This is a genomic window from Sphingopyxis sp. QXT-31 (genome assembly GCF_001984035.1).
Taxonomy (GTDB): Bacteria; Pseudomonadota; Alphaproteobacteria; order Sphingomonadales; family Sphingomonadaceae; genus Sphingopyxis.
In genome coordinates this window covers 2,634,975-2,661,361 of record NZ_CP019449.1, presented here as the reverse complement: position 1 = coordinate 2,661,361, position 26,387 = coordinate 2,634,975, and the positions used below count along the sequence as shown (strand labels likewise).

The following is a 26,387-nucleotide window of genomic DNA, read 5'->3' as shown; positions in this document are numbered from 1 at the left end:
CTTCCCGTTTCGACTCGCGACGCACCCGCCGTGCTACCCGGAAAGTCGGTTCGACATGGGATCGCCATTGGGCTGAACTTTACTGAACTTTGGAATGCCGGCGCATTCAGGACAGCGCCTCGGCCGCCGCATGCGCGTCCGCCGCATCGTTATAGGCATGAAACGAGACGCGCAGGATCGACCCGCGAAAATCGGCGCGGAGATTATGGCGTTCGAGGGCAGCCGCGACCCGCGGCTGGTCGGTGCCGGTGTCGATGCACAGCGTCCCGCCGATGGCCCCGCTCGGCCAGCGCCATTGCGGCGTCCTTGCCTCCAGAGCATCGCGCAGCATCGCTTGTAACGCCGCATTGTGCCCGCGGATCGCGGGCACGCCGATCGCTGCGATCTCGCCGATCCCCGCGGTCGACAGGATGAACGGTGCGACGTCGGGGGTGCCGCCCCACCAGCGGCGGGCGTCGGGGGCGTAGCGGAAGTCGGCGATGTCCATCTCGAACGGGTTTTCGTGGCTCCACCAGCCGCGCTCCATCGGATCGAGGGTGCTGCGGTCGTGCGGCGCGACCCAGAGCCACGCCGCGCCGGGGCCGCCGCAGAGCCATTTGACGCTGGTGCCGAGCACCGCGTCGACGCCCCATAGGGCGGGGGTGACCGGCACCACGCCGACCGACTGCGCGCAGTCGGCGATGCAGCGCGCGCCCGCCGTCTTCGCCGCCGCCGCGACCGCCGCGACGTCGGTGAGCGCGCCGCTGACCGAGCTGACGTGCATCGCGACGACCAGCGCGACATCGTCATCGAGCGCCGCGGCCCAGCTGGCGGGGTCGCGGACGTCGGCGTCGGCGGGCAGGTAGCCCGTCTTCCATCCTGCCGCCGCGAGCCCGCTCGCGACATAGCCGATGGTCGGAAAGGCGCTCGGCGCGAGCAGGATCGTGCGGCGCGTCGTCGCCGTGCCGAGCGCCGAGATATAGCGCGACAGGCCCGCGCTGACGTTGGTCGCCGGGCAGAGGTCCTGCGCCTCGGCCCCGATCAGCCCCGCGAGTGCGGCGCGCCATTGGTCGATGGCCTCCAGCCAGTGCGGCCAGGCTTCGCCGGTCTCGCGCCAGGGCGTCAGCAGCCGGTCGCGGAGCAAGGTTTCGGCGGCGCGCGGCTGACAGCCGACGCTGTGGCTCTTGAGATAGGTCGCGCCCGGCGGCAGGTGGAAACGCTCGGCGATCGCCTCCGGCAGCAGCGCGCGGCTCACAGCCCGCTGCCGTGTCCGGGAGCGGAATGGACGTCGCTGATGCTGTCGCGCTTGACGCCATATTCGGCGCCCCAGCGGTCGGTCATCTCGGCGCGGATATCCCAGAGTTCGGGGAAGAAGCGGTGCCGCGTGCCCGCGTTGAGCAGCTCGACCGGGCGCCCCTTGAGCGACTTCGACCCCATGCCGATCGAGCGGTGGATGAGGTAGATATGGTGCGCGCGGAAAATCTGGAACAGTTCGTCGAACTCGACCAGCGCCTCGGCGACCATATAGGCGTCGTCGTGGCTGTAGCCGGTGTCGTAGACGTCGGCGACGCTGCGGCCCGCGGGCTCCAGATAACACGCCTTATAGCGCGCCCAGAGCGGCTGCGGCAGCGTCAGCAGCAGCTGAAAACCCGGGCTTTCCTGCCCCGACCCATTGCCGAGCTGGAGGCGGATCGACTGATAGTCGAAGGGGCTCATCGTCTCGAGCAGCGACAATTGGTCGGTCATCAGCCGCATGATGCGGTTGACGCGGTCGAACAGGGTGATGACGCGCATCGTCTGGCCCGCGGCCATATGGCCGTCGATTTCGGTAAGGGTGAAGGCGATCAGCTTCATCCACAGTTCCTCGACCTGGTGGACGATCTGGAACTGGAGTTCGTCGGGGGTGCAGAGTTCGGCGAGCGGTTTCTGGCAGAGGAGCAGGCGGTCGACCGCGAGATAGACCCCATAATCCTTCATGTCGGGGGTTTCGATGCGGCGATGGGTTTCGGTCTTGTCGAGCATGGGCTGAGTCCCTTGCAAAATGGCACGGAGGAACGGACGGCGCGCGTGGGCACGCCGGGTCGTTCAACCGCGCGGCGCGACCCCCGCCGGCGGGCGCCGCGGCGAGCCCGACTGGCCGAGCCACAGCAGGGGCGCCGCCCGGCTCACCGCGCGAGCAGGTCCGACGGCAGGGTCGGCTCGCCGATGATCAGCGCGAAGCGGCGCCAGATCTCGTCGCGCTCGGGGTCGCCGCGCTCGATATAGGCGCGCACGATTTCCTCGCCGAGACCGTAGTTGATCACATAGCTGCGATACTGGTCGGTGAAGCTCACCGACTGCTCGGCGCGCGCGGGCGAGACGAGCTGGTATTTTTCGGTCAGCGCGACCGCGGTGGCGCGGTCGATCGCGCCGTCGAGATATTGCTGCGCGATCGTCAGCCGCGCGCCGGTCAGCGCCTTCATTGCATCCAGCAGCTGCCAATATTTGTCGTCGGCGGGCGGATCGATCCCGGCGAGCGGCATCAATATGTCGCGCTCGGTGTCGGGGCGCGTCTGGCCGGGGAATGCGAGGTCGATGCCGTAATTGGCGGTGCCCTCGGCGATCAGGCTCTGCGGGCTGTAGAGCGGATAGACGCTATACTCGATCCAGCCGCGGCCCTTCACCATCTGCTCCTCGAGCTTCATGTTGAGGAGGTGGTGGCCGGGATAACCTTCGTGGCAGCCGAGGTCGAGCGCGCGCGACAGGCGGATCGGCAGGTCGGTGTTGACCTGGATGATGCTGTGATAGCCGCCCTGGTAATAATTATAGCCGCTCCAGCTCTTGCCGGTAACGAATTGCAGCTCGAAACTGTCGCCGGGCGCGAGCGCGACATGCGCGACGGTGCGCCCGCGGCAGCGCGAGATCGCGGCCTCGAACACGCCCTGGAGCTTGTCCTTGGGGATGGTGAAGCGGTCGAGATAGGCCTCGACGCGCGTCGCGAGCGGGCCTTCGCCGGGGACCAGCGCGTCGATGGTGGCGAGCGCGGCGTCGTAGCTTTTGAGCGGGCGCAGCACCGGGCGCACGCCGAACAACCGCTCGGCCTCCTCGGCGAAGGAGAAGCGCGCGCCGCCCATCATCATCAGCCGCGTCTCAGCGGCGCGGAGCTGCGCCGATAGGAAGGCGCCGCGCTGGCGTTCGATCGGGTCGGTGAGGTCGGCGGAGACCTCGTCGAGCTTCGCCATCAGCTGGCGCGCCGACACCAGCAGCGCCTTCTGGTCGCGCGGCGCGGCGATCGACGCGTCGAGCAGGCCTTGGGGGCCGTAATAGGCGTCGATATAACCCTTTTCGTGCGTGCCGATCTCGAGGCTCAGCGAGACATAGGCGGTCGCGACGGCATCGACCGTCTGCCCCGCGAGCGTCGCGGCGGCGGGATCGGCCGGCGCCGCGGCGCGCACCGGCCAGTCGGTCGCGGCGGGCGCGGGCGGCGGCAGCAGGTCGGAAGGGGCGCCCGACGGCGGCGGCAGGGCGGTGAGGCCGGGGACGATCGTCGCGCGCGGCGCGCCGGGCGCCGAAGGCGGCGTTGCGGGCGCGCCCGAGGGCGGCGGCAGCGCGGTCATGCCCTTCACCACCTCGATGCGGCGCACATCGACTTCGGTCAGCGCCGGGTCCGCCGCGGCAGTTTTCTCCGGGGTGGGGGATGCCGGTGCGGGTGCGCCGCCGGTCTGCGCCTTGCGCGCTTCGACCTGCCGCTTCATTTCGGGATCGAGCGCATAGCAGCCCGACAGCGTCGCCGCGGCGAGCAGGGTTATGAGAGAAAAGCGCAGGCGGTGCATCATGCGGGAAGCGGCTCCGAAGTGTCGCGGACATCGCCGTCGCCGACGATCTCCTCGTCGGACCGGGCTTCGACCTCGCCATGCTGCGGGTGCAGCGGCGCGAGGCGCAGTACCGCATAACCCGCGAGCGCGGCAACCAGCGATCCCATCAATATCCCGATCTTCGCTTCTTCGATGAGCAGGGGATCGCCAGGGAAGGCGAGGCCGCCGATGAACAAGCTCATCGTGAAGCCGATGCCGCAGAGCAGGGACACGCCATAGACCTGCAGCCAGGTCGCGCCGCGCAGCCGGCCCGCGATGCCCAGCTTCACGGCCAGCCACACGCTGCCGAAAATGCCGATCTGCTTGCCGAGGAACAGCCCCGCCGCGATGCCGAGCGGTAAGGGCGCGAACAGCTGCTCGGCGGTGAGGCCCGAGATATCGACCCCCGCGTTGGCGAAGCCGAACAGCGGCACGATGCCGAAGGCGACCCAGGGATGCAGCCCATGTTCGAGCCGATGGAGCGGCGAGGTCGCGCTGTCGGGCGTGCCAGGCGTCGCCTCGAACGGAATCGCCATCGCCGCGAGCACCCCGGCGATCGTCGCGTGCACCCCCGACAGCAGCATCGCGTACCAGAGGATCGCGAACAGCAGCAGATAGACAGCGAGGCGCTTCACTCCGAAGCGATTGCAGGCGAACATCAGGCCGAGCACGGCCCCCGCCGCGGCGAGCGCGAAGAGGTTTATCTTGGCGGTGTAGAAAAGCGCGATGATCGCGACGGCGCCCATGTCGTCGACGATCGCGACGGTGACGAGGAAGAGCTTCAGCGAGGTCGGGGCACGCTTGCCGAGCAGCGCGAGCACGCCGATTGCAAAGGCGATGTCGGTCGCGGCGGGGATCGCCCAGCCTTGGGCAAGCCCAGGCGTGCTTCCCGCGAAGACCATGTAAAGCGCTGCCGGCACCGCCATGCCCGCCGCCGCGGCGATGAAGGGCAGGCGCCGCCGGTCCCAGCTCGCGAGCCGTCCGTCGACGAACTCGCGCTTGATCTCGAGCCCCACGAGCAGGAAGAAAATCGCCATCAGCCCGTCGTTGATCCACAGATGCACGGTCATCGGCCCCAGCTTGTCGCTGAGCACCGGCCCGGTCACCGCGTGGATGGCGTGGGCATAGCTTTCGCCGAGCGCAGAATTGGCGATGATCATTGCGAGCGCGGCCGCTGCGATCAGCAGCATGCCGCCGGCACTCTCGCTTTCGAGAAAATTGCGTAGCGCGGATGGAGCGGTGTTACGTCGGGCCATAGCTAAGCCTCCTAGCCCGGCAATCCGCGTGCGTCACCCTTTGGCCGTCGTCACTGCCATATTGGTGCAGTTTCTCTTTGCTTCCAGAGTGTTTTGGACTAATTCTGGACCCATGTGACGACATGACGGCGGCGGGGGCAGAGCGCTACATGGCAATGTCGAGCGCGGGACTGGAAATTCTGGTCGATTTGGCCAGTCACGAGCTGATGCTTTTTGCATCGGTCGGCATATTATTGATCGGCTTCGACGATCTTCTGTTCGATATTCTCTGGATCGCGACGCGCAAGGGCCGCGCCGGGCCGGCCTATCTGCACGATATGCGCATGGACGAACAGGTCGAGGGGCCGCTCGCGGTCTTCGTTCCCGCCTGGGACGAGTCGGACGTCCTGCCGACGATGATCGCCCGCACCCTGTCGGCGTGGCAGGGCGAGGATTTTCGCGTCTATCTGGGTTGTTATCCCAACGACGCGTTGACTTTGTTCGCGGTGTCGCCGCTCGTCGCCGCCGACCCGCGGCTGCGCCTGGTCATCGGTCACGGTGACGGACCGACGACCAAGGGCGACAATCTCAACCGGCTATGGGCCGCGATGGGTGTAGACGAACGCGCCGAGGGCATCCGCTTCGCGGGGGTCGTGCTCCACGATTGCGAGGATGTCGTACACCGCGCCGAACTCGCGCTCTACCGCGCGGGGCTCGTGCATTACGCGATGGTCCAGATCCCGGTGCTGCCGCTGCTCGGGATCGACCGGCAATGGGTCGCGGGCCATTATGCCGACGAATTCGCCGAGGCGCATGGCAAGGACATGGTGCTGCGTGGGCGGCTGGGGGCGCCTTTGCCCTCGGCGGGGGTCGGTTGCGCGCTGACCCGCAACGCTCTGACCTTTCTGTCGCTGCGGCGCGGCGGCGCGCCTTTCCGTCCCGACAGCCTGACCGAGGATTATGAGATGGGGATCCTTATCGGCACCCACGGGATGCGCACGGCCTTCGTCGCCGCGATCGACGAGGAGGGCGAGTGGATCGTCTCGCGCGGCCCCTTTCCCGCGACCTTGTGGGGGGCGGTGCGCCAAAAATCGCGCTGGATCGCGGGGATCGCGCTCGCGGGATGGGACCATCTCGGCTGGGACGGGCCAAAGGAAGGCGGTTGGGTCGCGCGCTGGATGCTGTGGCGCGACCGCCGCGCGCCGCTCGCGGCAGCGGTAATCCTCGCCGCCTATGCCGCGCTGGTTGCGGGGACGCTCAGCCTTGCCGGTCATGCGCTGCTCGGCTGGCAAGCGCGGCCGCCCTCGCCGCTGCTGCAGCTGCTGATGGGCCTGTCGGGAGCGCTGCTACTGTGGCGGCTCGGCATGCGCGGGCATTTTGCGACGCGCGCCTATGGCCTGCGCCAGGGGCTGCTTTCGATCCCGCGCGCCTTCATCGCCAATCTCGTGGCGATGTTCGCGGCGCGCAAGGCGGTCGCCGATTATTGGAAGATGCTGCGTTCGGGCCGCGTTGTGTGGGACAAGACGCGCCACGACGAAGGCGACGCGTTGCTCATCGCGGCCCCACCGCCGGTGCGCACGCGATGACGGGCGTGGCGGCCGGTCCGGCGTCGCGCCATGACGCGCGCGCGCTGCGCTTCCTGCTGCTGCTGTTCGGCTGCTGGACGATTGCGCGCGTGGCGGCGCACTGGAACCCCGCAGTTCCCCTGCCCCCGCATCCTGCGGCGGTGGGCTTTGCGTCAGAGCCCGGCGAACCGCGCTGGGCACCCATTGCCCGGATCGATGATCGGGCCATGCCCGAGTTTTTGTCGGCCGGACCGACCGAGCGTCGGCGGCGTCAGGCCGGGATCGTGCGGCTCGTGCAACCGGCGGCACCCAGCCAAGCCGATGCTGCGTCTTGGGGCGACGGCCTCAACGCCATGCGCTCGGCGATGCTCGTGCGGCTGCTGCCGCCGCTGCCGGGCGGCACAAGTCGCGCGGCGGTCGCCGGCCCGGCGTGGGTGAAGACCGAGACATTGCCCTATCCCGGTCCGCCGGGCGCCGGGCGGCCCTATTGGATGAAGCGCCAGCTCGCGGGCTGGTCGCTCGGCAGCTGGGCCTATCTGCGCTCGGGGTCGGGCCGCGTGCCGGATGGCGGCATCGCGGCCGCAAGCCAGCTCGGCGGCAGTCAGGCGAGCGCGCGGCTGGCCTATGGCTTCGGCGAGAGCGGGCGGCTGCGCGCATATGGCCGGGTGACGCTCGCACTCGCCGAGGTTCCGCAGCGCGAACTGGCCTTGGGGCTCGCCTTCGCCCCGCTCGCGCACGTCCCCGTCGATATCGCGGTCGAGCAGCGCGTGGCGGCGGGCAGCGAGGGGCGCACCGCGCTCGCGGCGATGGTCGTTGGCGGGGTCGGCGATGTCGCGCTGCCCGCGCGTTTCCGGCTCGATGCCTATGGGCAGGCGGGCATCGTCGGTGCGCGGCGCCGCGACGGCTTTGCCGATGCCGCGGTGGTGATCGACCGCGAAGTCGCGCGGACGCCGGGGAGCAGCCTGCACCTTGGCGGACTCGCCGTGGGGTCGGTCCAGCCCGGCGCCGCGCGCGTCGACGTCGGCCCGCGCGTCACCTTGCGCCTGCCCAAAGTGGGCGAGGGGAGCCGCGTCGCGCTCGACTGGCGGCAGCGCGTCGCGGGCGATGCCAGGCCCGACAGCGGCGTTGCGTTGACCCTCGCCGCCGACTTCTGATTTTTGCCGATTTTCGGCTCCTCGGCGATTCCCCGCGGACGCGAACTGGTCTAGGGTCGGCGGCAGCGCTCCATATGGGGGCAAGCATCACGTTCCGGGGCCCATGGATCTTTACCTTCCCGTCGCCAATCTATCGGTCAATGCGCTGGTGATCATCCTGCTCGGTGGCGGGGTGGGTTTCCTGTCGGGCATGTTCGGCGTCGGCGGCGGCTTCCTGACCACGCCCTTGCTGATCTTCTACGGCATTCCGCCGACGGTCGCGGCCGCTTCGGCGGCGACGCAGGTGACGGGGGCCAGCGTGTCGGGCGCGCTCGCGCATCTCGAGCGCGACGGGGTCGATTTGCGCATGGGCGCGGTGCTCGTCGCGGGCGGGCTCGTCGGCTCGCTGATCGGCGCCGGTTTGTTCGAACTGCTCACCGCCTGGGGCCAGATCGATACGACGATCAACATTCTCTATGTGGCGCTGCTCGGCACGGTCGGCAGCTTCATGGCGCGCGAGGCATGGGGGACGTTGCAGGCCGCCCGCGCCGGGCTGCCCGCGCCCGCGCGCAAGCGGCGCCACCACCCGATGGTCGCCAACCTGCCGCTGCGCTGGCGCTTCTATCGCTCGGGCCTCTATATCTCGCCGCTCGCGCCGCTGCTGCTCGGCATGGCGGTCGGCGTGCTGACGATGCTGCTCGGGGTCGGCGGCGGCTTCATCATGGTCCCCGCGATGCTCTACCTGCTCGGCATGGGGACGCAGGTCGTCGTCGGCACCTCGCTGTTCCAGATCCTCTTCGTGACGATCGCGACGACGATGGTCCATGCGCTGACCACCGGGGCGGTCGACATCGTGCTCGCGGGACTGCTGCTCTTGGGGAGCGTCACTGGGGCGCAGATCGGGGCGCGCTTCGCGCAGAAGGTGAAGCCCGAATATCTGCGCATGGCGCTCGCCGCGATCGTGCTGCTCGTCGCGCTGCGCATGGCGGTCGACCTCTTCATCCGTCCCGAAGAAATCTACACCGTGCAATGAGGTGGCTCGGCGCCTTGCTGCTCGCGCTGCTGCTCGGCTCGCTCGCCGTCGCTTCTCCCGCGCGCGCCGCCGACCCGCGGCTGGTGCCCGACGTGTCGAGCCGCGCGATCGACATCCAGTATAGTTTCACCGGCGAGGAATTGCTGCTGTTCGGCGCGATCCTCTATCCCGGCCAGCGGCTGCCCGACGACCGCGCCGACATCGTCGTGGTGCTGAAGGGGCCGGTGCGCCCCATCATCCTGCGCGAAAAGCGCCGCGTCGCGGGCATCTGGGTCAATGCGAACAGCATCCGCCTGCGCAGTTCGCCGGGCTTCTATGCGATCGGATCGTCGCAGCCGATCGACAAGCTGGTCGACGAGCGCACCGCCGCGATCTTCGAGCTCGGGCTCGACAATCTCTCGATGTCGCCGGCGGGGTTTTCGGAAAGCAGCACGCTCGAACGCTTCGAAAAGGGGCTCGTCGACCTCTATCGCCGCATGGGGCTGTTCTACGAAAATCCCGCAGCGGTCGAGATTACCGAAGGCGTGCTCTATCGCGCGCGCATTCCCGTGCCCGCGCGCGTGCCTGTCGGCACCTACCGCGCCGAAACCTTCCTGATCAGCAAGGGCCGCGTGCTCGCGGTCGCCTCGCGCAACGTCGAGATCCGCAAGGCGGGTTTCGAGCGTTTTGTGGCGCTGGCGGCGCAGCGGCATGGCTTTCTGTATGGACTTGCGGCGGTCGCGATGTCGCTGCTGCTCGGCTATGCGGCATCGGCGGCGTTCAAGCGCCGATAACGCTAACTTTACCATCGCATGCGATACCGGTGTCCGGGACGTTCGGGACAATCAACAGGCGGGGCCGGTAATGGATATGCAAGGCGGTGGGTACAAGCCCGGGGAGGCTGCGCCGGTGCAGCACGTCCGGCTGGCCGGCGGCGGCGGGACCGCGGCGCCCCTCAACCCGGCGGCGGTGCACCACCGCGACGATTTGCTCGTCGGCGAAGTCATCGACATTTCGGGTTCCTCGTCGCGCATCCTGCTCGACGCCGCGGCGCTGCGGCGCCTGTCCGACTCGGGCGACCCCGCGGTCGCGATGGCGGGGCAGGTCGGCGCGCAGATCAAGGTCCGCGTCGGCAATGTCTGGCTGCTCGCCAGCATCCGCGACCAGCAATTGCACGAGCGCGGCGAGGGGCTGATCGTTGCCACGATCGACTTCCTCGGCGAAGGCGACGAGGAAAAGATCACCGGCCGCATCCACAATTTCCGCCGCGGCGTGACGCGCTACCCGGTGCCCGGCAGCCCGGCCTATGCCGCGACCAGCGCCGATTTGAAGCAGATTTACGCCGCCGACGACCGCGCGCATGTCGAAATCGGGACCATCTATCCGACCAAGGATATCCGCGGCTCGCTCTACGTCGACGCGATGCTCGGCAAGCATTTTGCGCTGCTCGGCTCGACCGGTACGGGTAAGTCGACCAGCGCCGCGCTGATCCTGCACAAGATCTGCGAGCTCGCGCCGCAGGGCCATATCGTGATGGTCGATCCGCACGGCGAATATTCGGCGGCGTTCAAGGGCACCGGCGCGCTGTTCGACGTCGACAATCTCGCAATGCCCTATTGGCTGATGAACTTCGAGGAGCATTGCGAGGTCTTCGTGACCAGCGAGGGACGCGACCGCCAGGGCGACTGCGACGTGCTTGCCAAATGCCTGCTCCAGGCGCGGCAGAAGAACCGGCTCGCGGAGGGTATGACCAAGCTCACTGTCGACTCGCCGATCCCCTATCTGCTCTCCGACTTGCTCAACATCCTGCAGAACGAGATGGGCAAGCTCGACAAGGCCACGTCAAGCGCGCCCTTCATGCGGATCAAGGGCAAGATCGAGGAAATGCGCGCCGACCCGCGCTATAATTTTATGTTCTCGGGCATGCTCGTCGCCGACACGATGGCGGGCTTCCTCGGCAAGATCTTCCGCCTGCCGTCGGACGGACGGCCGATTTCGATCATCGACGTGTCGGGTGTCCCGTCGGACATCACCGGCGTGGTCGTCGCGGTGCTGTCCCGCCTGACCTTCGACTATGCGATCTGGTCGCGCGGCGAACCGCAGCGCCCGGTTCTGCTCGTGTGCGAGGAAGCGCATCGCTACATCCCGTCGAAGGACACGGGGCAGGGCCAGGCGGTGCGCAAGATCCTCGAGCGGATCGCCAAGGAAGGCCGTAAATATGGTGTGTCGCTGGGCCTGATCACCCAGCGTCCGTCGGACCTCGCCGAAGGGGTGCTGTCGCAGTGCGGCACGATCATCTCGATGCGCCTCAACAACGAGCGCGACCAGCAGTTCGTGAAGGCGGCGATGCCCGAAGGCGCCCGTGGCTTCATCGATTCGATTCCGGCGCTGCGCAACCGCGAATGCATCATCTGCGGCGAGGGCGTGTCGATCCCGATCCGCGTCTATCTCGACACGCTGGCCGAGGAAAAACGCCCGGCATCGAGCGACCCGCTCTTCTCGAAACTGTGGCGCGAAACCGGCGGCGAGGCCGAGATCCTCGACCGCGTGGTCAAGCGCTGGCGTAGCCAGGGGCGGTAACGCCTCGTCATATCTTTCGTCATTGCGAGCGTAGCGAAGCAATCCAGGGTCGGGTGGGCCGCTCTGGATTGCTTCGCTACGCTCGCAATGCCGGAGCCATTAAGGGCGCGTCCCTATTTCCGCCATTCGCCGCTCTTGTTGAACTCCTCGCGGATCTGGCCCGAGCGGTTGAGCCGCGGGTCGGCGTAGGTCGGCGCGGGCGCGGCTGCCGCGGGGGCGGGCGTCCCGATCGGGCGTTCGGCTTGGGCCATCGCCTGCGGCGTCGGCGCGGGCGCGCTGGCAGGGAGCGGGGCGAGCGAACCGCTGCCTTCGGGGAGCAGCCCGGTCGCGGCCGTCACCGCGCCGCCCTTGCCCGATAGCACCGCCAGCTGCTGCGCCACCGGCGTGTAAGGCCCCGGCACCGGCTCGCGGCCCATATAGGGCGCGCGGAAGGCGTCGGGCATGCCCCAGCGGCCGCGCCAGCGGTGGAAGATATGCGCGCCGACGATGTTGGTCATCACCAGGCTCTTGCCCCAGCGCGGCCAGATCGCCTGCGTATGATAATGGGTGGCGAGGCCGACCCCCGGAAAGACGTAGCCGTTCAGTGCCGCCGAGGCGACGCGGCTCGCGCGCAGCCAGTTCGGCTTGCTTGGGCTCCGCGCCATCGCGCCGTCGCAGCTGAAGGTGAACTGGCACACGCCGACGCGCTGCGATCCCTGGAAGACGACGCCGCAGATGGTGTTGGGAAAGCTCGGGTGGCGGGCGCGGTTGACGATCACCTGCGCGACCCCGCGCATGCCGTCGTCGCTTTCCGACGCCGCCTCGTAATAGATGGCGGCGGTCAGGCAATAATGCGCGCGCTCGCGGTCGAGCGCGGTGACGCCGCGAAACACATAGGATTTGGCGGGCGGGCCGACGAAGGCCTCCTGCTGCAGCTTCGACGGATCGACCGGCGGCAGCGCCGCGGCATCGCCGAAGCCGACGCTGTCGGGATCGGGCAGCGTCGGGTCGAGCTTCAGCGCGTCCTCATAATCCTCGGCGTTCATGATCGCCCAGCGCGTCGGGTCATAGGGCTTGAAGTCGACGGGCACGCTGACGGCATAAGGCCCGGGTGTGAAGGCGCGGAGCTGCCCGGTGGTCGCGACGAGCGCGAGGCACGCGAACAGGCTGGCGAGCGCGAGCCCCATCCACCAGCGCCGGTCGGGACCGACGGGCGCATATTCGGCCGCCGGGTCGAGCCAGGGCGATTGCGCGCTGAGGTTGAGTTCGGGCTTCATGCGGTGTTCGGCGTCTCGTGCGGCGCCCGCGCGAGTGATTCGCGCGGGGACAGGCAGCCTGTCTTATGCCGCGAGGTGCGAATAAAATGTTGCGCCGCGGTCGGGGTGTCCCGCGAAGGGACGTTGCCGAAGGCAGGGGTTAAGGGTGGCGGCCGCGGTCAGGCGGCCGATCACTCCAGCTCGGCGATGCGCTCGCGCGTCGCGGCATCGACCAGCCCGCGCATCTGCGCGAGCAGCGGATGCCTGCCCGTATGCTGAGCGCCGTAGCTCAGATTGAACCGGTAATCGAAGCCGGGCGCGTTGCGGCCGATCAGGTGCTGGAGCATCGTCTCAAGCTTGTCCAAGCCCTTGACCATCTGCGCCTCGGGCGTCGCGGCGGCGCCATATTCGTCCCACAAATCCAGGATTTCGCGTGCGAGATCGCCGGGCAGCGGGGCGCACAGGGATTGAAGGTCGGCGCGTTCGCGCGCGGCGCGGTCGTCGCCCGGCCGCTGGCACGTCGCGGGGACGTCGCCCGAAATCGCTTCGCCCAGATCGTGGACGATGCACAGCCTGAGCAATTTCAGCCGGTCGTATCCGGCGAGTTCGCGGTCGAAGAGCATCGCCATCAGGCAAAGCCGCCAGCTATGCTCGGCGGTGCTTTCGGCGCGGCCGCTCGCCGTGATGCCGCTGCGCAGCGTGTCTTTGAGCTTCTCCGCGGCCTGCACGAAGGCGAGAATCGCGGCGAGCCGCGACGGGTCGATGGGCTGATCGTTCGTCATGCGGCGAGGGTAGCGGGCGGCGGCGCCCGCTCAACATCGGGAATATTTTATGCGCGGGCCCGGCGCGCGCCATCCTCGACGAGGCGCGCGAAGCTGCCGTCCGACAGCGGCATGCGCGTGTATCGCAGGCGGCCCGCGGCGATGCTGAGTTCGCCGAAATCGGCCTCCTCGGTGTCGATCGTGACCGCGGGCGCGACCGGCGCGTACCAGCCGAGCGTATCGAGCGCCGCTTCGCCCGCGGCGATGCCCGGCGAGGCAAAGCGCCATAGCGAGCGGCCGACGAGGTCGTCGATCCCGACCCGCCACCCGGCGATCCGCGCCGGCGACGCCGCGAACAGCCGGTGCGTCAGGTCGCAGATCAGGTGCACCGGGCGCGGCGACTGGCGGACGAGGTCGAGCAGCGCGCGATCGGCGGCCGAGCCCGGCCGCGCCGCGAGCAGCTGCGTCACCCGGTCCTCCTCGCGCGGGCCGAGCGGCAGTGTCCCCGCCTCCCAGCGCGATACCGTCGTCTGCGACACGCCGAGTTCCTCGGCGAGCGCGGCCTGCTTGACGCGATTGAGCGCGCGCCAGCGCCGCAGCGAGGCGCCTAGATGGTCGCGGCAGGGCAGGACGGCGTGGGTCATGCCGCGCAGCATAGCGCGGCGGAGGCTGTGCCGGAACGTTCTTGTTAGGCAAATATTGGGAGCGGCAGCCTAAGGTCGTTCCATGACCGCGCCCGCCATCCCCGCCTATAGCCGCAGCGCGCGCACCGATTTCCGGATGTGGCTGTTGCTGGGCTTCGGCATCTTCTTCTTCTGGGCGGGATCGGCAATCGACCCGCGCGACAATTGCAGCGAGGACGGGCGCGGATGCGCGCCCTGGCTCGTGCCGCTGGCGCAGGGCCTGGGCGCGCTGGTCGGGCTCGGCGCCGCGCTCAACATGTTCGCCAATCCGAACCGCGGCAGCCTGATCGATCCTGCGACGGGCGACCTTATCTGGTGGCAGGGGCGCGTCGGCGCGGGCGGCGGCGACGAGGGCCGCATCCACCCCTCGCGCATCGGCAAGGTGCGGATCATCCGGCAGGACGAGAGCGACGACAGCGTATCGCTCTATGACCTTCACGGCGAGCGCCTCGCCTGGTTCAACGAAGAGGTGATCCCCTGGCCCTACGACCGCTGGGCCGACAAGCTCGCAGCGGAATGGCCACATATCGCGGTCGAGATCGAGGAATAAGCCTTCAGGGCCTGACGATCAGCAGGTCCGAAAAATCGAAGCCCATCAACGCGTCGTCATCGTCGTAGCGCGTCGCCTGCGCGTCGGGATCGTAACGATAGATGAGCAGCCCCATCGACCGCAGCGCGCCCAGCATCGTCCGCGCCTTGCCGGGGTCGAGGATAGGCGGCACGAATTCCATCAGCATCTTCAGCCGCGGCGAGCGGGCCAATATCTCGCGCGCGCCGGCGATAATCTCGGGCTCGTGGCCCTCGGCGTCGATCTTGATGAAGTCGATCGCCGGGCAGTCGTGCATCACCGCGTCGAGTGTGTCGGTGGGCACCGGCACCTCGTGCGATGCGCGCCCGGTCTCGCGCTCGGTATGCGTCACGAAGGCGTCGGACACGTCGCGGATCGTCGAGGTCGCCTCATAGCCGGGGAACACGCGCAGCATCGCCTCGCCGCGGCGGTCCGACAGCGCGATCGGGTGGCGGCGCGCGATGCCGCCGAAGCCATTGTTGTGCAGATTGTCCGACATCAGCGCATAGGCAGCGGGGTTCGGTTCGAACGACCAGATCTGCCCCCCCGGAAAGGCGCGCCATGCGCCGAGCACCGAATAATAGCCGGTGTTCGCGCCGACATCGACGACGACATCGCCCGGCGCGACGAGCGAGGCCACCAATCGGCTGTTGTGCGGTTCGACCATGCCGATGTTGATCAGATTGGGCGTCACGATCATGTCGCGCGTCGAGGCGAGGAAGCTGTGGTCGGACCACAGCCGCGTCATCACCACGTCGCCGCCCATATAGACCCCCGCCATCCGGTCGGGCCGCGGCGGAACGGGGCCGAAATCGTGCGCTTCGACGATGTCGGCAAAGGGCCTCGCTTCGGGCTTGGTCAGAATATCGCTGTGCATATCGAGGGAATAACAGCCCGCGGCGGCAGAGGTTGCGGGCGGCGCGCGGCTTTCCTTTCCCCTTGCCGACTCGGTGCGGCCAGCCTATATGCGCCCTACTTCTTGACATGGTTAGCCAGTTGGGACGTCGGGGCCGCGGGCCGCGGCGGCTATACCCACATGCTTTCCGGTCATCCGATTGGGATATGGATTTGGTCGATTTCGACACCCTGAACGCGATCATCGCGCGCGAAGCCGAGGCGATGGGCCTTGCGCTCGTGCGCGTCGCCTTTTTCGGCGGCGACAGCGACCCGACGCTGCAGGTGATGGCCGAGCGGCCCGAGACGCGCCAGCTGACGATCGAGGATTGCGCCGACCTGTCGCGCCGCATCTCGGCCCAGCTCGATGCCTTGGAAGAGGCGGGCAAGGACCCGATCGACGCCGCCTACCGTCTCGAAGTCTCGTCGCCCGGCATCGACCGGCCGCTGACGCGCCGCGCCGATTTCGCCGACTGGGCGGGGCATGAGGCGAAGATCGCGCTGAAAGAGAAATTGAACGGGCGCCAGCGTTTCAACGGCACCCTGGTCGGCATCGATGCCGACGGTGTCGTGACCGTCGTCGACAAGGAAGAAGTCGAGCACAAGCTGCCGTTCGATGCGATCGACACGGCGAAGCTGGTTCTCACCGACAAATTGATTGCCGCAACCGTCCCGCTCTCGATCGAGGGCGCCGACGAAATGGAAGAAGAAGGACAGGACTGATGGCCACTGCCATTTCCGCCAACCGTGCCGAGCTGCTGGCGATTGCCAACAGCGTCGCCAGCGAAAAGATGATCGACAAGGGTATCGTCATCGAGGCGATCGAGGAAGCGATCCAGCGCGCCGCGCGCGCCCGCTACGGCGCAGAAAACGACATTCGCGCCAAGCTCGACGTCCAGACTGGCGATCTTCGCCTGTGGCGCGTCGTCGAGGTCGTCGAACAGGTCGAGGATTATTTCAAGCAGGTCGACCTGGCGGCCGGCCAGAAGCTGCAGAAGGACGCCAAGATCGGCGACTTCATCGTCGACCCGCTGCCCGCGGTCGACCTTGGCCGCATCGACGCGCAGTCGGCGAAGCAGGTGATCTTCCAGAAGGTCCGCGAAGCCGACCGCGAGCGCCAGTTCGAGGAATTCAAGGACCGCGGCGGCGAGATCATCACCGGCGTCGTCAAGTCGGTCGAATTCGGCCATATCGTCGTCAACCTGGGCCGCGCCGAGGGTGTTATCCGCCGCGACCAGCAGATACCGCGCGAACTGATGCGCGTCGGCGACCGCGTCCGCGCGATCATCCTGTCGGTGCGCCGCGAGAACCGCGGCCCGCAGATTTTCCTCAGCCGCGCACACCCCGACTTCATGAAGAAGCTGTTCGCGCAGGAAGTGCCCGAAATCTACGACGGCGTCATCGAGATCAAGGCCGCCGCGCGCGACCCGGGTTCGCGCGCCAAGATCGGCGTGATCAGCTACGACGGCTCGATCGACCCCGTCGGCGCCTGCGTCGGCATGAAGGGCAGCCGCGTCCAGGCGGTGGTCCAGGAAATGCAGGGCGAAAAGATCGACATCATCCCCTGGTCCGATGACACCGCGACCTTCGTCGTCAACGCGCTCCAGCCCGCGACGGTGCAGCGCGTCGTGATCGACGAGGATGACGGCCGCATCGAAGTCGTCGTTCCCGACGACCAGCTGAGCCTCGCCATCGGCCGCCGCGGCCAGAACGTCCGTCTCGCCAGCCAGCTGACCGGCAGCCAGATCGACATCATGACCGAGGCCGACGCCAGCGAAAAGCGCCAGCGCGAATTCGTCGAACGCTCGACGATGTTCCAGGAAGAACTCGACGTGGACGAAACGCTCGCGCAGCTGCTCGTCGCCGAGGGCTTCAGCGAGCTCGAGGAAGTCGCCTATGTGCCCGCCGAGGAGCTGGCCGGCATCGAAGGCTTCGACGAGGAACTCGCCGAGGAACTGCAGAGCCGCGCGACCGAAGCGCTCGAGCGCCGCGAAGAAGCCGCCCGGCAGGAACGCCGTGCGCTGGGCGTCGAGGACGATCTGGCGACGATGCCGCACCTGACCGAGGCGATGCTCGTCGTGCTCGGCAAGGCCGGGATCAAAACGCTCGACGACCTCGCCGACCTCGCGACCGACGAATTGATCGCCAAGAAGCGCCAGGATAATCGCCGCGGTCCGTCGCGCGAACGCACCGAGGACAAGGGCGGCGTGCTCGGCGAATATGGCCTGAGCGAAGAGCAGGGCAACGAGATCATCATGGCGGCGCGCGCGCACTGGTTCGACGACGAACCGGCCGCAGACGCGCCGCAAGGCGGGCCCGCGGCGGAGCCGCAAAACGGGGAGGCCGCCGATGCGGACCCCGCACAATGATCAGCTGAGCGAACCAGACCGCGCTGGACGGCGCGGCCAGCATGTGCCCGAAAGGCGCTGCGTCATCACCGGCGAGGTTTCGCCGGCGGAGCGGCTCGTCCGCCTGGCGCTCGGCCCCGACGGCGGCATCGCGCCCGACGTGCTCGGCAAGGCGCCGGGGCGCGGCGCGTGGATCGGTGTCAACCGCGCCGATCTCGAAACCGCGCAGGCGAAGGGCAAGCTGAAGGGCGGGCTCGCGCGTGCCTTGCACGAGGGCCAGTTCGTCATTCCCGACGACCTCGGCGCGCGGATCGAGGCGCAGCTCCAGCGCGCGACGCTCGACCGGCTCGGGCTCGAATCGCGCTCGGGCACGCTGATCAGCGGCAATGAAAAGATCGAAACCGCGGCGCGCAAGGGCCAGGTCCGCCTGCTGCTGCATGCGAGCGACGCGGGCGAGGACGGGCGCAAGAAACTGGCGCAGGCGTGGCGCGTCGGCGAGGACGACGAAGGCTCGGGCCGCGAAGGCCGGGTCTTGCCGGTGGACCGCGCGACCTTATCTATGGCATTGGGTCGCGAGAATGCGGTGCATCTGGCCTTGACCGACGCCCGCGCTGCCGCCCGGGTGCTCGCGCATTTGAGCCGCTGGCAGTTTTTCACAGGATGGAGTAGGGACGCGGCCAATCGCGATTCCGATCCGCAAAACCCGTCGCCTGGCGATGGAGCAGAAATTGGGGCGGAGCCTGATGGCACCGCCGCTTCGGACGCGTTTTGAAGGAATGATGGTTTTCGATGAGTGACGAACAGGACAAGCCGACCCTTACCCGCAAGCCCCTCGGGCTGAAGCGGACGGTCGAGGCCGGACAGGTGCAGCAGCAATTCAGCCACGGCCGCCGCAACACGGTGGTGGTCGAGGTAAAGCGCCGCCGCGTGCTCGGCCGTCCCGGCGAGGCCGCACCCGAGCCCGTGGTCGAAGAGGTCGAGGCCGCTCCGGCGCCTGCACCCGCCCCGGCGCCCGCCCCTGCGCCCAGGCCTGCGCCGCGCGCCAGCGAAAACGACAGCCTGATGTCGCGTCAGGAACGCCAGGCGCAGTTGCTGCGCGAGGCCGAAGAAGCGCGCATGAACGCGCAGGAGGAAACGCGCCGCCGCGAGGAAGCCGCGCGCGCCCGCGCCGCCGAGGAAGAAAAGGCCCGTGCCGAGGCGCGTCAGGAGCAGCCGGCCGCGCCGGCGCCCGAGCCCACGCCCGCTGCTACGCCCGCGCCGACCGCCGAAGTGGGGCCCGCCGCCGCCGCCGAGGCACCGGCTGCCAAGACCGGCGAAGCCGAAGCCGCTGCACCGCGCAGCACGGCCAGCGCAGCCCCCGCGCCGCGCCGCTTCACCCCGGTCGAGGCGCCGAAGCGCCCCGAACCCAAGCGCCCCGAACCCAAGGCGACCCGCGGTGCCGACAACCGCCGCCAGTCGGGCAAGCTGACCGTAACCCGCGCGCTCAACGAGGATGAAGGCGCGCGTGCGCGCAGCCTCGCCGCGCTGAAGCGCGCCCGCGAAAAGGAAAAGCGTTCGCACACCAGCTTCTCGGGTCCGCGCGAGAAGCAGGTCCGCGAAGTCGTCGTGCCCGAAAGCATCACGGTCGCCGAACTCGCGAACCGCATGGCCGAAAAGACCAACGACCTGATCAAGGCACTGTTCAAGATGGGCAGCCCGTCGGCCGCCGGCGACACGATCGACCAGGATACCGCCGAACTGCTCGTCACCGAATTCGGGCACGAGATCACGCGCGTCAGCGAAGGCGATATCGACATCCGTCACGACGAGGATGTGGACGATGCCGAGCATCTGAAGCCGCGCGCGCCGGTCGTCACGATCATGGGCCATGTCGATCACGGCAAGACTAGCCTGCTCGATGCGCTGCGCGGCGCCAATGTCGTCGCGGGCGAGGCCGGCGGCATCACCCAGCATATCGGGGCCTATCAGGTGAAGGCGAAGGACGGCAGCGTCATCACCTTCCTCGATACGCCGGGCCATGAGGCCTTTACCGAGATGCGTCAGCGCGGCGCGAACGTCACCGACATCGTGATCCTGGTGGTCGCCGCCGACGACGGGCTGAAGCCGCAGTCGATCGAGGCCATTGCCCACGCAAAGGCCGCGGGCGTGCCGATCATCGTCGCGATCAACAAGGTCGACAAGGAAGGCGCCAATCCGCAGCGCGTCCGCGAACGCCTGCTCGAACACGAGCTGGTGGTCGAGGAAATGGGCGGCGACGTCCAGAATGTCGAAGTGTCGGCGCTCAAGAAGACCGGGCTCGACGCATTGCTCGACGCGATCGCGGTGCAGGCCGAGATCATGGAGCTGAAGGCCAACCCCGACCGCGCCGCCGAAGGCACGGTGATCGAGGCGAAGCTCGACAAGGGCCGCGGCCCCGTGGCGACGATCCTGGTCCGCCGCGGCACGCTGAAGGTCGGCGACATCTTCGTCTGCGGTGCCGAAAGCGGCCGCGTCCGCGCGCTGATCGACGACAAGGGCCAGCAGATCAAGGCGGCGACGCCGTCGATGCCGGTCGAGGTCCTCGGTCTCGGCGGCGTGCCGATGGCCGGCGACACGCTGACCGTCGTCGAGAATGAGGCGCGCGCCCGCGAAGTCGCCAGCTATCGCCAGGAACAGGCGACGCGCAAGCGCACCGTGCAGGCGCCCGTCAGCCTGGAGGGCATGTTCGAGGCGCTGGCCGACAAGGCCAATGTCATCCAGTTCCCCGTGGTCATCAAAGGCGATGTGCAGGGCAGCGTCGAGGCGATCGTCAACGCGCTGAACAAGATATCGACCGACGAGATCAAGGTCCGCGTGCTCCATTCGGGCGCCGGCGCGATCACCGAGAGCGATGTGACGCTGGCGGCGGCAACTGGTGCACCGATCATCGGCTTCAACGTCCGCCCGAACGCCAAGGCGCGCGATATCGCGAAGCGCGAAAAAGTGCGCTTCATGTATCACGACGTCATCTATCACCTGACCGACGAGGTCCGGAAGGAGATGGCGGGCGAGCTGGGTCCCGAGCGGATCGAAACCGTCGTCGGACGCGCCGAGGTCAAGGAAGTCTTCCCGGCCGGCAAGCGCGACAAGGCCGCGGGCCTGCTCGTGCTCGAGGGCGTCATCCGCAAGGGGCTCCACGCGCGCCTCACGCGCGACGACGTCATCGTCTCGGCGACGACCATCGCGTCGCTGCGCCGCTTCAAGGACGACGTCGCCGAAGTGCGCGCCGGTCTGGAATGTGGTGTCGTTTTGTCGGATACCAACGACATCAAGGCGGGCGACAACCTCGAAGTCTTTGAAGTCGAACTGCGCGACCGGACGCTCTGACGGGCGTCCGCTCCGCATAACGGGGAGGCGGCAAGATGGCGCGCTACGTCGCCCTGTTCGGCAGCATCAACGTCGGCGGCAACCGGCTGAAGATGGTCGATCTGCGTTCGGCGTTCGAGGCGGAGGGGTTCAGCAACGTCGAAACCGTCGTGGCGAGCGGCAATGTGCTGTTCGACCATGACGCGCGGCCGACGCGCGGGCTCGAGGAAAAGCTGTCGTTGATGGTCGACGAACGTTTCGACATGACGAGCGCGGTGGTGGTGCGCGACCGCGACGAACTCGCGGCAGGCGTCTCGGACAACCCCTTCGCGGGGACGAACGAGGACAGGTTCGTCCACACCATGTTCCTAACCGACCAGCCGACCAAGGCGCAGTTCGATCAATTGGTGGGCGACCATCTGGGGCGCGGTGGCGAGAAGCTGGCGCTCGGCAAGCGCATGCTGTTCCTCGACTATGGCGACGGCGTCGCCGACAGCAAGCTGACCGGTCCCTTCATCGAAAGGCGCTTGGGCTGCAAGGGCACCGCGCGTAACATGCGGTCGGTCGCGCGCATCGTGGCGAAACTGGACGAAGAGAAGAAGGCCAAGTGAAGAAGCCCGAAAAGGACAAGGGACCCTCGGTCCGCGTGCTGCGCGTCGGCGAGCAGGTGCGTCACCTCTTGTCCGAAATCCTCGCGCGCGGCGACGTGCACGACGATGTGCTCGCAAAGCAACCCGTCAGCATCACCGAAGTGCGCATGTCCCCCGACCTGCGCCACGCGACGGTGTTCGTGAAGCCCTTGCTCGGCAAGGACGAGGAAGCGGTGCTCAAGGCGCTGCGCACCAACACCGCCTATCTCCAGAAGACCGTCGCGTCGAAGGTGCGGATGAAATATGCCGCAAAGCTCAAGTTCCTCGCCGACGAAAGCTTCGACGAGGCGAGCCATATCGAAAAATTGCTGCGCGATCCGAAGGTGGCGCGCGATCTGGCCGCGCCCGAGGATCAAAGCGACGCCTAATCTCCGTTCGTGTCGAGCGAAGTCGAGACACGCCGAAGGACGGCGCCAAGCCGAGGGGCATCTCGACTTCGCTCGATGCGAACGGTCTAGGTTTTGGCTTTGGGCGTCTTGATCCCTGCCGCCGCTTCCAACTCGACCAGCGCTTCCTCCAGATAGTCGATCATCCTTTGCGCATGCGGGACGCTCCGCCTGCACGCGGTAATGCCGAAATCGATATTCTCGAAATTCGACACCTGGGTGATGTTCATCGCCATGCCGTCGACGGGGATGCTCGCGGGGTACATGCCGTCGAGGCGCGCGCCGTTCCAGTACATCTGCTCGCGCGGCCCGGGGACGTTCGAGATCGTCACCGAGTAAGCGGGGAATTTGTCGGCGGTGCGCGTCAGCGCGGTGAGCATCATCGGGAAGCTGGTGATCGCGGTGTAGAGCTGGATCTGCGACGCGGTCATCGCGCGGAGCTGCGCCTTCGCCGAATTCATCGATTCCTGGATCGCCGCCATGCGCGTCGCGGGATCGTCGATATGCGTCGCGAGGTTCGCGGTCACCGAGGCGACCGAATTGCCCGAATCGATGTCGTCCTTGGGCCGGATCGATACCGGCGCCATCGCTTTCAGCGGCTTGTCGGGCAGCTCGTTCAGCGACTGCAGATATTTGCGCATCGCCCCCGCGCACATGCCGAGCACCGCGTCGTTGATCGTGCCGTCATAGGCCTTGCCGACGCGGCGGACGCGTTCGAGCGACCAGCTTTGCGCGACGAAGCGGCGCGCGCCGGTGATGTTGCGGTTGAAGCTGGTGCGCGGCACCCCGGCAAAGGGCGTGACGAGTCCGTCGCCGCCGAGCCCGACCATCGCCGCGACATATTGGTTCAATGCCTTGGTCACCCCGACGCTGTTGCCCCATTGCTCCTTCAGGAAATCGCCGATCGCGGCGATGTCGGTCAGGCTAGGGCGTGGCGCTTTCTTGGGCGGCGGGAATTTGCGCTTATAGGCTTCATAGGCCTCGACCGAGAGCGGCGAGGCGGTGCGCCGCTCCTTGGGGTCGGGCGACAGCATCGAATTGTAGAAATGAATGCTCGCCGCGCCGTCCATCAGCGCGTGGTGGATCTTCTTGAAGGTCGCGATCTGCCGGTTGGGCAGCCCCGAGATCAGCGTGATCTCCCACAAGGGCCGGGTGCGGTCGAGCAGCCCCGAATGGAGCCGCGAGGCGAGCTCGAACATCTCGCGGTAGCGTCCGGGCTTGGGCAGCGCCGAGGCGCGGACATGGTAATGCATGTCGATGTCGCGGTCAGGCTCGAGCCGGATCGGGCCATATTGGCCGAGCGCGGTGAGCTTCAGCACCTCGCTGAACGGCCGCCGCAGCCCCTCGGACTGGCGGAGCAGCGCGAGCTGTTCGTTCAGCCAGTCGGTCTCGTCGACATCGTCGGGCAGCGTGTAGAGGTTGATGCCGCCGATATGCATCGGCATCTCGCGGCTTTCGCCCACCAGGAACATCGCATCGCTGATCGGCATCAGGCGCATCGGCAGCTCTCCCCCACTGATTGTGCTGCGTTTATTGTGCGCAGCATGACAGGGGGGCGGGGGGAGTCAAGCGCCCCCCAATCGTCATCCCGGCGAAGGCCGGGATCTCAACCTGAAAGCCTGACGCACCGGCGAGATCCCGGCCTTCGCCGGGATGACGGATCTGGGATCGTTGCGTCGCGGATGGGGAGGAGCTAGCAGCACTGGATGGCCAAGCTCTATTTCTATTATGCCAGCATGAACGCGGGCAAATCGACGACACTGCTGCAGGCGGATTTCAACTATCGCGAGCGCGGCATGGAAACGATGCTGTGGACCGCGGCGCTCGATGACCGTTACGGCGCGGGGCAGGTGACGAGCCGCATCGGGCTGATGGCCGAGGCGCACAAGTTCGATCCCGACAGCGACATCGCCGCCGCGGTGCTCGCCGAGAACCGCCAGCGCCCGCTCGCCTGCGTTCTCGTCGATGAGGCGCAATTCCTGTCGAAGGCCCAAGTGTTCCAGCTTGCGGCGCTCGCCGACGAAGCGAATATCCCGGTGCTCTGCTACGGCCTGCGCACCGATTTTTCGGCCGAGCTGTTCCCCGGGTCGGCGGCGTTGCTCGGCATCGCCGACGCGCTCGTCGAGCTGAAGGCGGTATGCGAATGCGGGCGCAAGGCGACGATGAACCTGCGCGTCGACGAGGCGGGCCGCGCGGTGGTCGAGGGTGCGCAGACCGAGATCGGCGGCAACGACCGCTATGTCGCGATGTGCCGCCGCCATTTCATGCAGAAGCGGCGCGAGGCCGCGGCGGCGCCGGTGCCGGCCTGATCCTGATTTCGCGAAAGGATGATCATGCGTAAAATCGTGTCGCTTGGCGTTGTTGCCGCGCTGCTCGCCGTCTCGCCCGTGGCGGCGAAGCCGGCGCCGAAGCCCGAGGCGGTGCTCAAGAGCAAGGGTTATCAGGCCGCGGTCAAGATCCTCGACCGCGATCACGACCGGATGGTCGAGGAAATCGTCAAGCTGACCGAAATCCCCGCGCCGCCGTTCAAGGAAGCGGCGCGCGCCGCCGCCTATCGCGACATGCTGACAGACGCGGGGCTCGCGGATGTCGAGATCGACGAAGAGGGCAATGCGATGGGCGTCTATCGCGGCACCGGCCCCGCCGGCGGCCCCGCGGTGATGATCGCGGCGCATCTCGACACCGTCTTTCCCGAAGGCACGCCGGTCAAGGTCCGCCGCGAAGGCACGCGGCTCCACGCCCCGGGCATCGGCGACGACACGCGCGGGCTCGCGGTGCTGCTCGCCTATGCCCGCGCGATGAAGGAAAGCGGCGTCAAGGTGAAGCAGGACATCGTCTTCGTCGGCAATGTCGGCGAGGAAGGCCCCGGCGACCTCCGCGGCGTCCGCTACCTGCTCACCAAGGGCAAATATAAGGACCGGGTGAAGGCCTTTTTCTCGATGGACGGGACCGATGCGTCGCGCATCGTCAACGGCGGGGTCGGGTCGAAACGCTATCGCATCACCTGGAAGGGGCCGGGCGGCCACAGCTTCAGCGCCTTCGGGCTGGTCAATCCGATGGCGGCGATGAGCCAGGCGGTCGTCGATTTCTACAAGATCGCGGTCCCCGCGCGGCCCAAGACGACTTACTCCGCCAGCGTCACCGGCGGCGGCACCTCGGTCAATTCGATCCCGAACGAGGTGTTCGTCGAATTCGACACGCGCTCCGAAAGCCCGGCCGAACTCGCCAAGCTCGAACAGGCGTTTCTCGGCGTGGTCCGGAAGAGCGTCGAGGGCGAAAATGCCGCGCGCTCGGTCAAGGAAGGGCCGATCGCCGCCGACATCAAGATGATCGGCGACCGGCCCGCGGGCGAGACCGCTGCTACCCAGCCGATCGTTCGCATATCCGAGGCGATCATCCGCGCGAACGGGCTCGATCCGAAATCCTCCTTCTCCTCGACCGACTCCAACCTGCCGATGAGCCTCGGTATCCCGGCGGTGACGATCGGATCGGGCGGCGATGGTGGGCGCGCGCACGCGCTCGATGAATGGATCGATGTCGAAAAGACCAAAAGCCTGAGCGGCGCCAAGGTCGGCCTCGGCATCCTGCTCGCGACCGCCGGGGTGCAATGATGCAGGACGCGCTCTATGTCGAACTGGCCGACGGCGACCTTCGCCTCGTCAAGCTTGCCGATGAACACCGCGAGGCGCTCCGCGCCGTCTGTGCTGCCGACGCCGATATCTGGCCGATCTATTCGTCGAGCTTCGGCCCCGGCCATTTCGAAAAGAGCTTCGATATCTTGGTCTCGGGCGCCGGGCGCATGCCCTATGCGGTGTTCGACGGCGAGCGGCTGATCGGCATGACCGCCTGGCTGCGTCCCGACTTCTCGGCGCAGACGGTCGAGATCGGCAACAGCTATATCCACCCCGACGCGCGCGGCACGGGCTTCAACGGGCGGCTCAAGAAGCTGATGATCGATCATGCTTTCGCGGTCGGCATCCGCCGCATCGAATTCCGCATCGACGAGCGCAACAGGCGCAGCCAGGCCGCGGTCGCCAAGCTCGGCTGTACAAAGGAAGCGACCTTGCGCTCCGAACGCATCACCTGGACCGGCCATGTTCGCGACACCGCGCTCTGGTCGCTGCTGGCGGGGGAGTGGGCGGAGCACTGCAAATAGAATCCTCCCCATCGACTTGCGATGGGGAGGGGGACCGCTCGCGAA

General features: G+C 67.7%; 24 protein-coding genes. 15 read left to right on the top strand and 9 right to left on the bottom strand.

The window, feature by feature from the left end; all coding sequences use genetic code 11:
• Nucleotides 1-106: 106 nt before the first annotated feature.
• From BWQ93_RS12785 to nhaA, 4 genes are all read right to left on the bottom strand, one after another.
• Nucleotides 107-1,234 (bottom strand): aminotransferase class V-fold PLP-dependent enzyme, encoded by a 1,128-nt coding sequence (locus BWQ93_RS12785; protein WP_198040381.1) that lies wholly within the window; start codon nt 1,232-1,234, stop codon nt 107-109.
• Complete coding sequence (locus tag BWQ93_RS12780; RefSeq protein WP_077030881.1) at nt 1,231-2,001, bottom strand: tryptophan 2,3-dioxygenase family protein; 771 nt, start codon at nt 1,999-2,001, stop codon at nt 1,231-1,233. Before BWQ93_RS12780 ends, BWQ93_RS12785 begins: the two co-directional genes overlap by 4 nt.
• Before the next feature lie 143 nt (nt 2,002-2,144).
• Nucleotides 2,145-3,794, bottom strand: coding sequence for a hypothetical protein (locus BWQ93_RS12775; protein WP_232314604.1), 1,650 nt, complete (start codon nt 3,792-3,794; stop codon nt 2,145-2,147).
• Nucleotides 3,791-5,068 (bottom strand): Na+/H+ antiporter NhaA, encoded by a 1,278-nt coding sequence (gene nhaA, locus BWQ93_RS12770; protein ID WP_077030880.1) that lies wholly within the window; start codon nt 5,066-5,068, stop codon nt 3,791-3,793. The genes BWQ93_RS12775 and nhaA overlap by 4 nt, the downstream gene beginning before the upstream one ends.
• Before the next feature lie 149 nt (nt 5,069-5,217).
• Between nhaA and BWQ93_RS12765 the strand changes: the two genes are divergently transcribed.
• The 5 genes from BWQ93_RS12765 (at nt 5,218) to BWQ93_RS12745 (ending at nt 11,337) form a co-directional block, all read left to right on the top strand.
• The gene (locus BWQ93_RS12765; protein ID WP_156878226.1) at nt 5,218-6,633 is read left to right on the top strand and encodes a glycosyl transferase family protein; all 1,416 of its coding nucleotides are present in this window, start codon (nt 5,218-5,220) and stop codon (nt 6,631-6,633) included.
• A 5-nt stretch (nt 6,634-6,638) separates the two neighbouring features.
• The gene (locus tag BWQ93_RS12760) at nt 6,639-7,766 is read left to right on the top strand and encodes a hypothetical protein (protein ID WP_198040380.1); all 1,128 of its coding nucleotides are present in this window, start codon (nt 6,639-6,641) and stop codon (nt 7,764-7,766) included.
• 103 nt (nt 7,767-7,869) lie between these two features.
• Nucleotides 7,870-8,778, top strand: a complete 909-nt coding sequence (locus tag BWQ93_RS12755; protein ID WP_077030877.1) for a sulfite exporter TauE/SafE family protein — start codon at nt 7,870-7,872, stop codon at nt 8,776-8,778.
• The gene (locus tag BWQ93_RS12750; protein ID WP_077030876.1) at nt 8,775-9,551 is read left to right on the top strand and encodes a TIGR02186 family protein; all 777 of its coding nucleotides are present in this window, start codon (nt 8,775-8,777) and stop codon (nt 9,549-9,551) included. Before BWQ93_RS12755 ends, BWQ93_RS12750 begins: the two co-directional genes overlap by 4 nt.
• Before the next feature lie 70 nt (nt 9,552-9,621).
• Nucleotides 9,622-11,337, top strand: coding sequence for an ATP-binding protein (locus BWQ93_RS12745; RefSeq protein WP_198040379.1), 1,716 nt, complete (start codon nt 9,622-9,624; stop codon nt 11,335-11,337).
• Nucleotides 11,338-11,450: 113 nt separating this feature from the next.
• Here the strand turns inward: BWQ93_RS12745 and BWQ93_RS12740 are convergent, their stop codons facing one another.
• From BWQ93_RS12740 to BWQ93_RS12730, 3 genes are all read right to left on the bottom strand, one after another.
• Complete coding sequence (locus BWQ93_RS12740) at nt 11,451-12,593, bottom strand: cell wall hydrolase (protein ID WP_077030875.1); 1,143 nt, start codon at nt 12,591-12,593, stop codon at nt 11,451-11,453.
• Between the two features lie 170 nt (nt 12,594-12,763).
• Entirely contained in the window at nt 12,764-13,354 is a 591-nt protein-coding gene (locus tag BWQ93_RS12735; RefSeq protein WP_077030874.1) for an HD domain-containing protein, read from the bottom strand.
• Between the two features lie 47 nt (nt 13,355-13,401).
• Nucleotides 13,402-13,977, bottom strand: a complete 576-nt coding sequence (locus BWQ93_RS12730) for a helix-turn-helix domain-containing protein (RefSeq protein ID WP_077032388.1) — start codon at nt 13,975-13,977, stop codon at nt 13,402-13,404.
• Between the two features lie 82 nt (nt 13,978-14,059).
• Here BWQ93_RS12730 and BWQ93_RS12725 point away from each other — a divergent pair, with 82 nt between their 5' ends.
• Entirely contained in the window at nt 14,060-14,566 is a 507-nt protein-coding gene (locus BWQ93_RS12725; RefSeq protein WP_077030873.1) for a hypothetical protein, read from the top strand.
• 4 nt (nt 14,567-14,570) lie between these two features.
• Here the strand turns inward: BWQ93_RS12725 and BWQ93_RS12720 are convergent, their stop codons facing one another.
• Nucleotides 14,571-15,461, bottom strand: coding sequence for an FkbM family methyltransferase (locus BWQ93_RS12720; protein WP_077030872.1), 891 nt, complete (start codon nt 15,459-15,461; stop codon nt 14,571-14,573).
• Nucleotides 15,462-15,652: 191 nt separating this feature from the next.
• Between BWQ93_RS12720 and rimP the strand changes: the two genes are divergently transcribed.
• The 6 genes from rimP to rbfA are packed head-to-tail and all read left to right on the top strand — an operon-like array spanning nt 15,653 to nt 22,168.
• Nucleotides 15,653-16,201 (top strand): ribosome maturation protein RimP, encoded by a 549-nt coding sequence (rimP, locus tag BWQ93_RS12715; RefSeq protein ID WP_077032387.1) that lies wholly within the window; start codon nt 15,653-15,655, stop codon nt 16,199-16,201.
• A complete protein-coding gene (nusA, locus tag BWQ93_RS12710) occupies nt 16,201-17,847 on the top strand; it encodes a transcription termination factor NusA (protein ID WP_077030871.1) in 1,647 nt (548 codons plus the stop codon). The genes rimP and nusA overlap by 1 nt, the downstream gene beginning before the upstream one ends.
• On the top strand, nt 17,828-18,598 hold the full coding sequence (locus BWQ93_RS12705) for a DUF448 domain-containing protein (RefSeq protein WP_083720859.1): 771 nt from the start codon (nt 17,828-17,830) through the stop codon (nt 18,596-18,598). Before nusA ends, BWQ93_RS12705 begins: the two co-directional genes overlap by 20 nt.
• Before the next feature lie 17 nt (nt 18,599-18,615).
• Complete coding sequence (gene infB / locus BWQ93_RS12700) at nt 18,616-21,171, top strand: translation initiation factor IF-2 (RefSeq protein WP_077030869.1); 2,556 nt, start codon at nt 18,616-18,618, stop codon at nt 21,169-21,171.
• 35 nt (nt 21,172-21,206) lie between these two features.
• A complete protein-coding gene (locus tag BWQ93_RS12695) occupies nt 21,207-21,761 on the top strand; it encodes a DUF1697 domain-containing protein (protein WP_077030868.1) in 555 nt (184 codons plus the stop codon).
• The gene (gene rbfA, locus BWQ93_RS12690; RefSeq protein ID WP_077030867.1) at nt 21,758-22,168 is read left to right on the top strand and encodes a 30S ribosome-binding factor RbfA; all 411 of its coding nucleotides are present in this window, start codon (nt 21,758-21,760) and stop codon (nt 22,166-22,168) included. Before BWQ93_RS12695 ends, rbfA begins: the two co-directional genes overlap by 4 nt.
• 86 nt (nt 22,169-22,254) lie before the next feature.
• On the opposite strand, the gene BWQ93_RS12685 is transcribed toward rbfA, so the two are convergent.
• Nucleotides 22,255-23,685 (bottom strand): WS/DGAT/MGAT family O-acyltransferase, encoded by a 1,431-nt coding sequence (locus BWQ93_RS12685; RefSeq protein ID WP_077030866.1) that lies wholly within the window; start codon nt 23,683-23,685, stop codon nt 22,255-22,257.
• Nucleotides 23,686-23,892: 207 nt separating this feature from the next.
• Between BWQ93_RS12685 and BWQ93_RS12680 the strand changes: the two genes are divergently transcribed.
• From BWQ93_RS12680 to BWQ93_RS12670, 3 genes are read left to right on the top strand one after another with little or no spacing between them, the layout of a single operon-like run.
• The gene (locus BWQ93_RS12680; protein WP_077030865.1) at nt 23,893-24,495 is read left to right on the top strand and encodes a thymidine kinase; all 603 of its coding nucleotides are present in this window, start codon (nt 23,893-23,895) and stop codon (nt 24,493-24,495) included.
• An 18-nt stretch (nt 24,496-24,513) separates the two neighbouring features.
• On the top strand, nt 24,514-25,797 hold the full coding sequence (locus tag BWQ93_RS12675) for a M20/M25/M40 family metallo-hydrolase (protein WP_083720857.1): 1,284 nt from the start codon (nt 24,514-24,516) through the stop codon (nt 25,795-25,797).
• On the top strand, nt 25,794-26,342 hold the full coding sequence (locus BWQ93_RS12670) for a GNAT family N-acetyltransferase (protein ID WP_077030864.1): 549 nt from the start codon (nt 25,794-25,796) through the stop codon (nt 26,340-26,342). Before BWQ93_RS12675 ends, BWQ93_RS12670 begins: the two co-directional genes overlap by 4 nt.
• Nucleotides 26,343-26,387 lie beyond the last annotated feature (45 nt).

Bases quoted from the DNA above. Each gene is read 5' to 3' on its own strand.
- nusA (WP_077030871.1), top strand. From the start codon at position 16,201: ATGGCCACTGCCATTTCCGCCAACCGTGCCGAGCTGCTGGCGATTGCC.
- BWQ93_RS12780 (WP_077030881.1), bottom strand. From the start codon at position 2,001: ATGCTCGACAAGACCGAAACCCATCGCCGCATCGAAACCCCCGACATG.
- BWQ93_RS12685 (WP_077030866.1), bottom strand. From the start codon at position 23,685: ATGCGCCTGATGCCGATCAGCGATGCGATGTTCCTGGTGGGCGAAAGC.
- BWQ93_RS12735 (WP_077030874.1), bottom strand. From the start codon at position 13,354: ATGACGAACGATCAGCCCATCGACCCGTCGCGGCTCGCCGCGATTCTC.
- BWQ93_RS12740 (WP_077030875.1), bottom strand. From the start codon at position 12,593: ATGAAGCCCGAACTCAACCTCAGCGCGCAATCGCCCTGGCTCGACCCG.
- BWQ93_RS12765 (WP_156878226.1), top strand. From the start codon at position 5,218: ATGGCAATGTCGAGCGCGGGACTGGAAATTCTGGTCGATTTGGCCAGT.
- BWQ93_RS12680 (WP_077030865.1), top strand. From the start codon at position 23,893: ATGGCCAAGCTCTATTTCTATTATGCCAGCATGAACGCGGGCAAATCG.
- BWQ93_RS12745 (WP_198040379.1), top strand. From the start codon at position 9,622: ATGGATATGCAAGGCGGTGGGTACAAGCCCGGGGAGGCTGCGCCGGTG.
- BWQ93_RS12720 (WP_077030872.1), bottom strand. From the start codon at position 15,461: ATGCACAGCGATATTCTGACCAAGCCCGAAGCGAGGCCCTTTGCCGAC.
- BWQ93_RS12750 (WP_077030876.1), top strand. From the start codon at position 8,775: ATGAGGTGGCTCGGCGCCTTGCTGCTCGCGCTGCTGCTCGGCTCGCTC.
- BWQ93_RS12755 (WP_077030877.1), top strand. From the start codon at position 7,870: ATGGATCTTTACCTTCCCGTCGCCAATCTATCGGTCAATGCGCTGGTG.
- BWQ93_RS12675 (WP_083720857.1), top strand. From the start codon at position 24,514: ATGATCATGCGTAAAATCGTGTCGCTTGGCGTTGTTGCCGCGCTGCTC.
- BWQ93_RS12730 (WP_077032388.1), bottom strand. From the start codon at position 13,977: ATGACCCACGCCGTCCTGCCCTGCCGCGACCATCTAGGCGCCTCGCTG.
- BWQ93_RS12775 (WP_232314604.1), bottom strand. From the start codon at position 3,794: ATGATGCACCGCCTGCGCTTTTCTCTCATAACCCTGCTCGCCGCGGCG.
- BWQ93_RS12670 (WP_077030864.1), top strand. From the start codon at position 25,794: ATGATGCAGGACGCGCTCTATGTCGAACTGGCCGACGGCGACCTTCGC.
- BWQ93_RS12725 (WP_077030873.1), top strand. From the start codon at position 14,060: ATGACCGCGCCCGCCATCCCCGCCTATAGCCGCAGCGCGCGCACCGAT.
- BWQ93_RS12695 (WP_077030868.1), top strand. From the start codon at position 21,207: ATGGCGCGCTACGTCGCCCTGTTCGGCAGCATCAACGTCGGCGGCAAC.
- BWQ93_RS12705 (WP_083720859.1), top strand. From the start codon at position 17,828: ATGCGGACCCCGCACAATGATCAGCTGAGCGAACCAGACCGCGCTGGA.
- infB (WP_077030869.1), top strand. From the start codon at position 18,616: ATGAGTGACGAACAGGACAAGCCGACCCTTACCCGCAAGCCCCTCGGG.
- nhaA (WP_077030880.1), bottom strand. From the start codon at position 5,068: ATGGCCCGACGTAACACCGCTCCATCCGCGCTACGCAATTTTCTCGAA.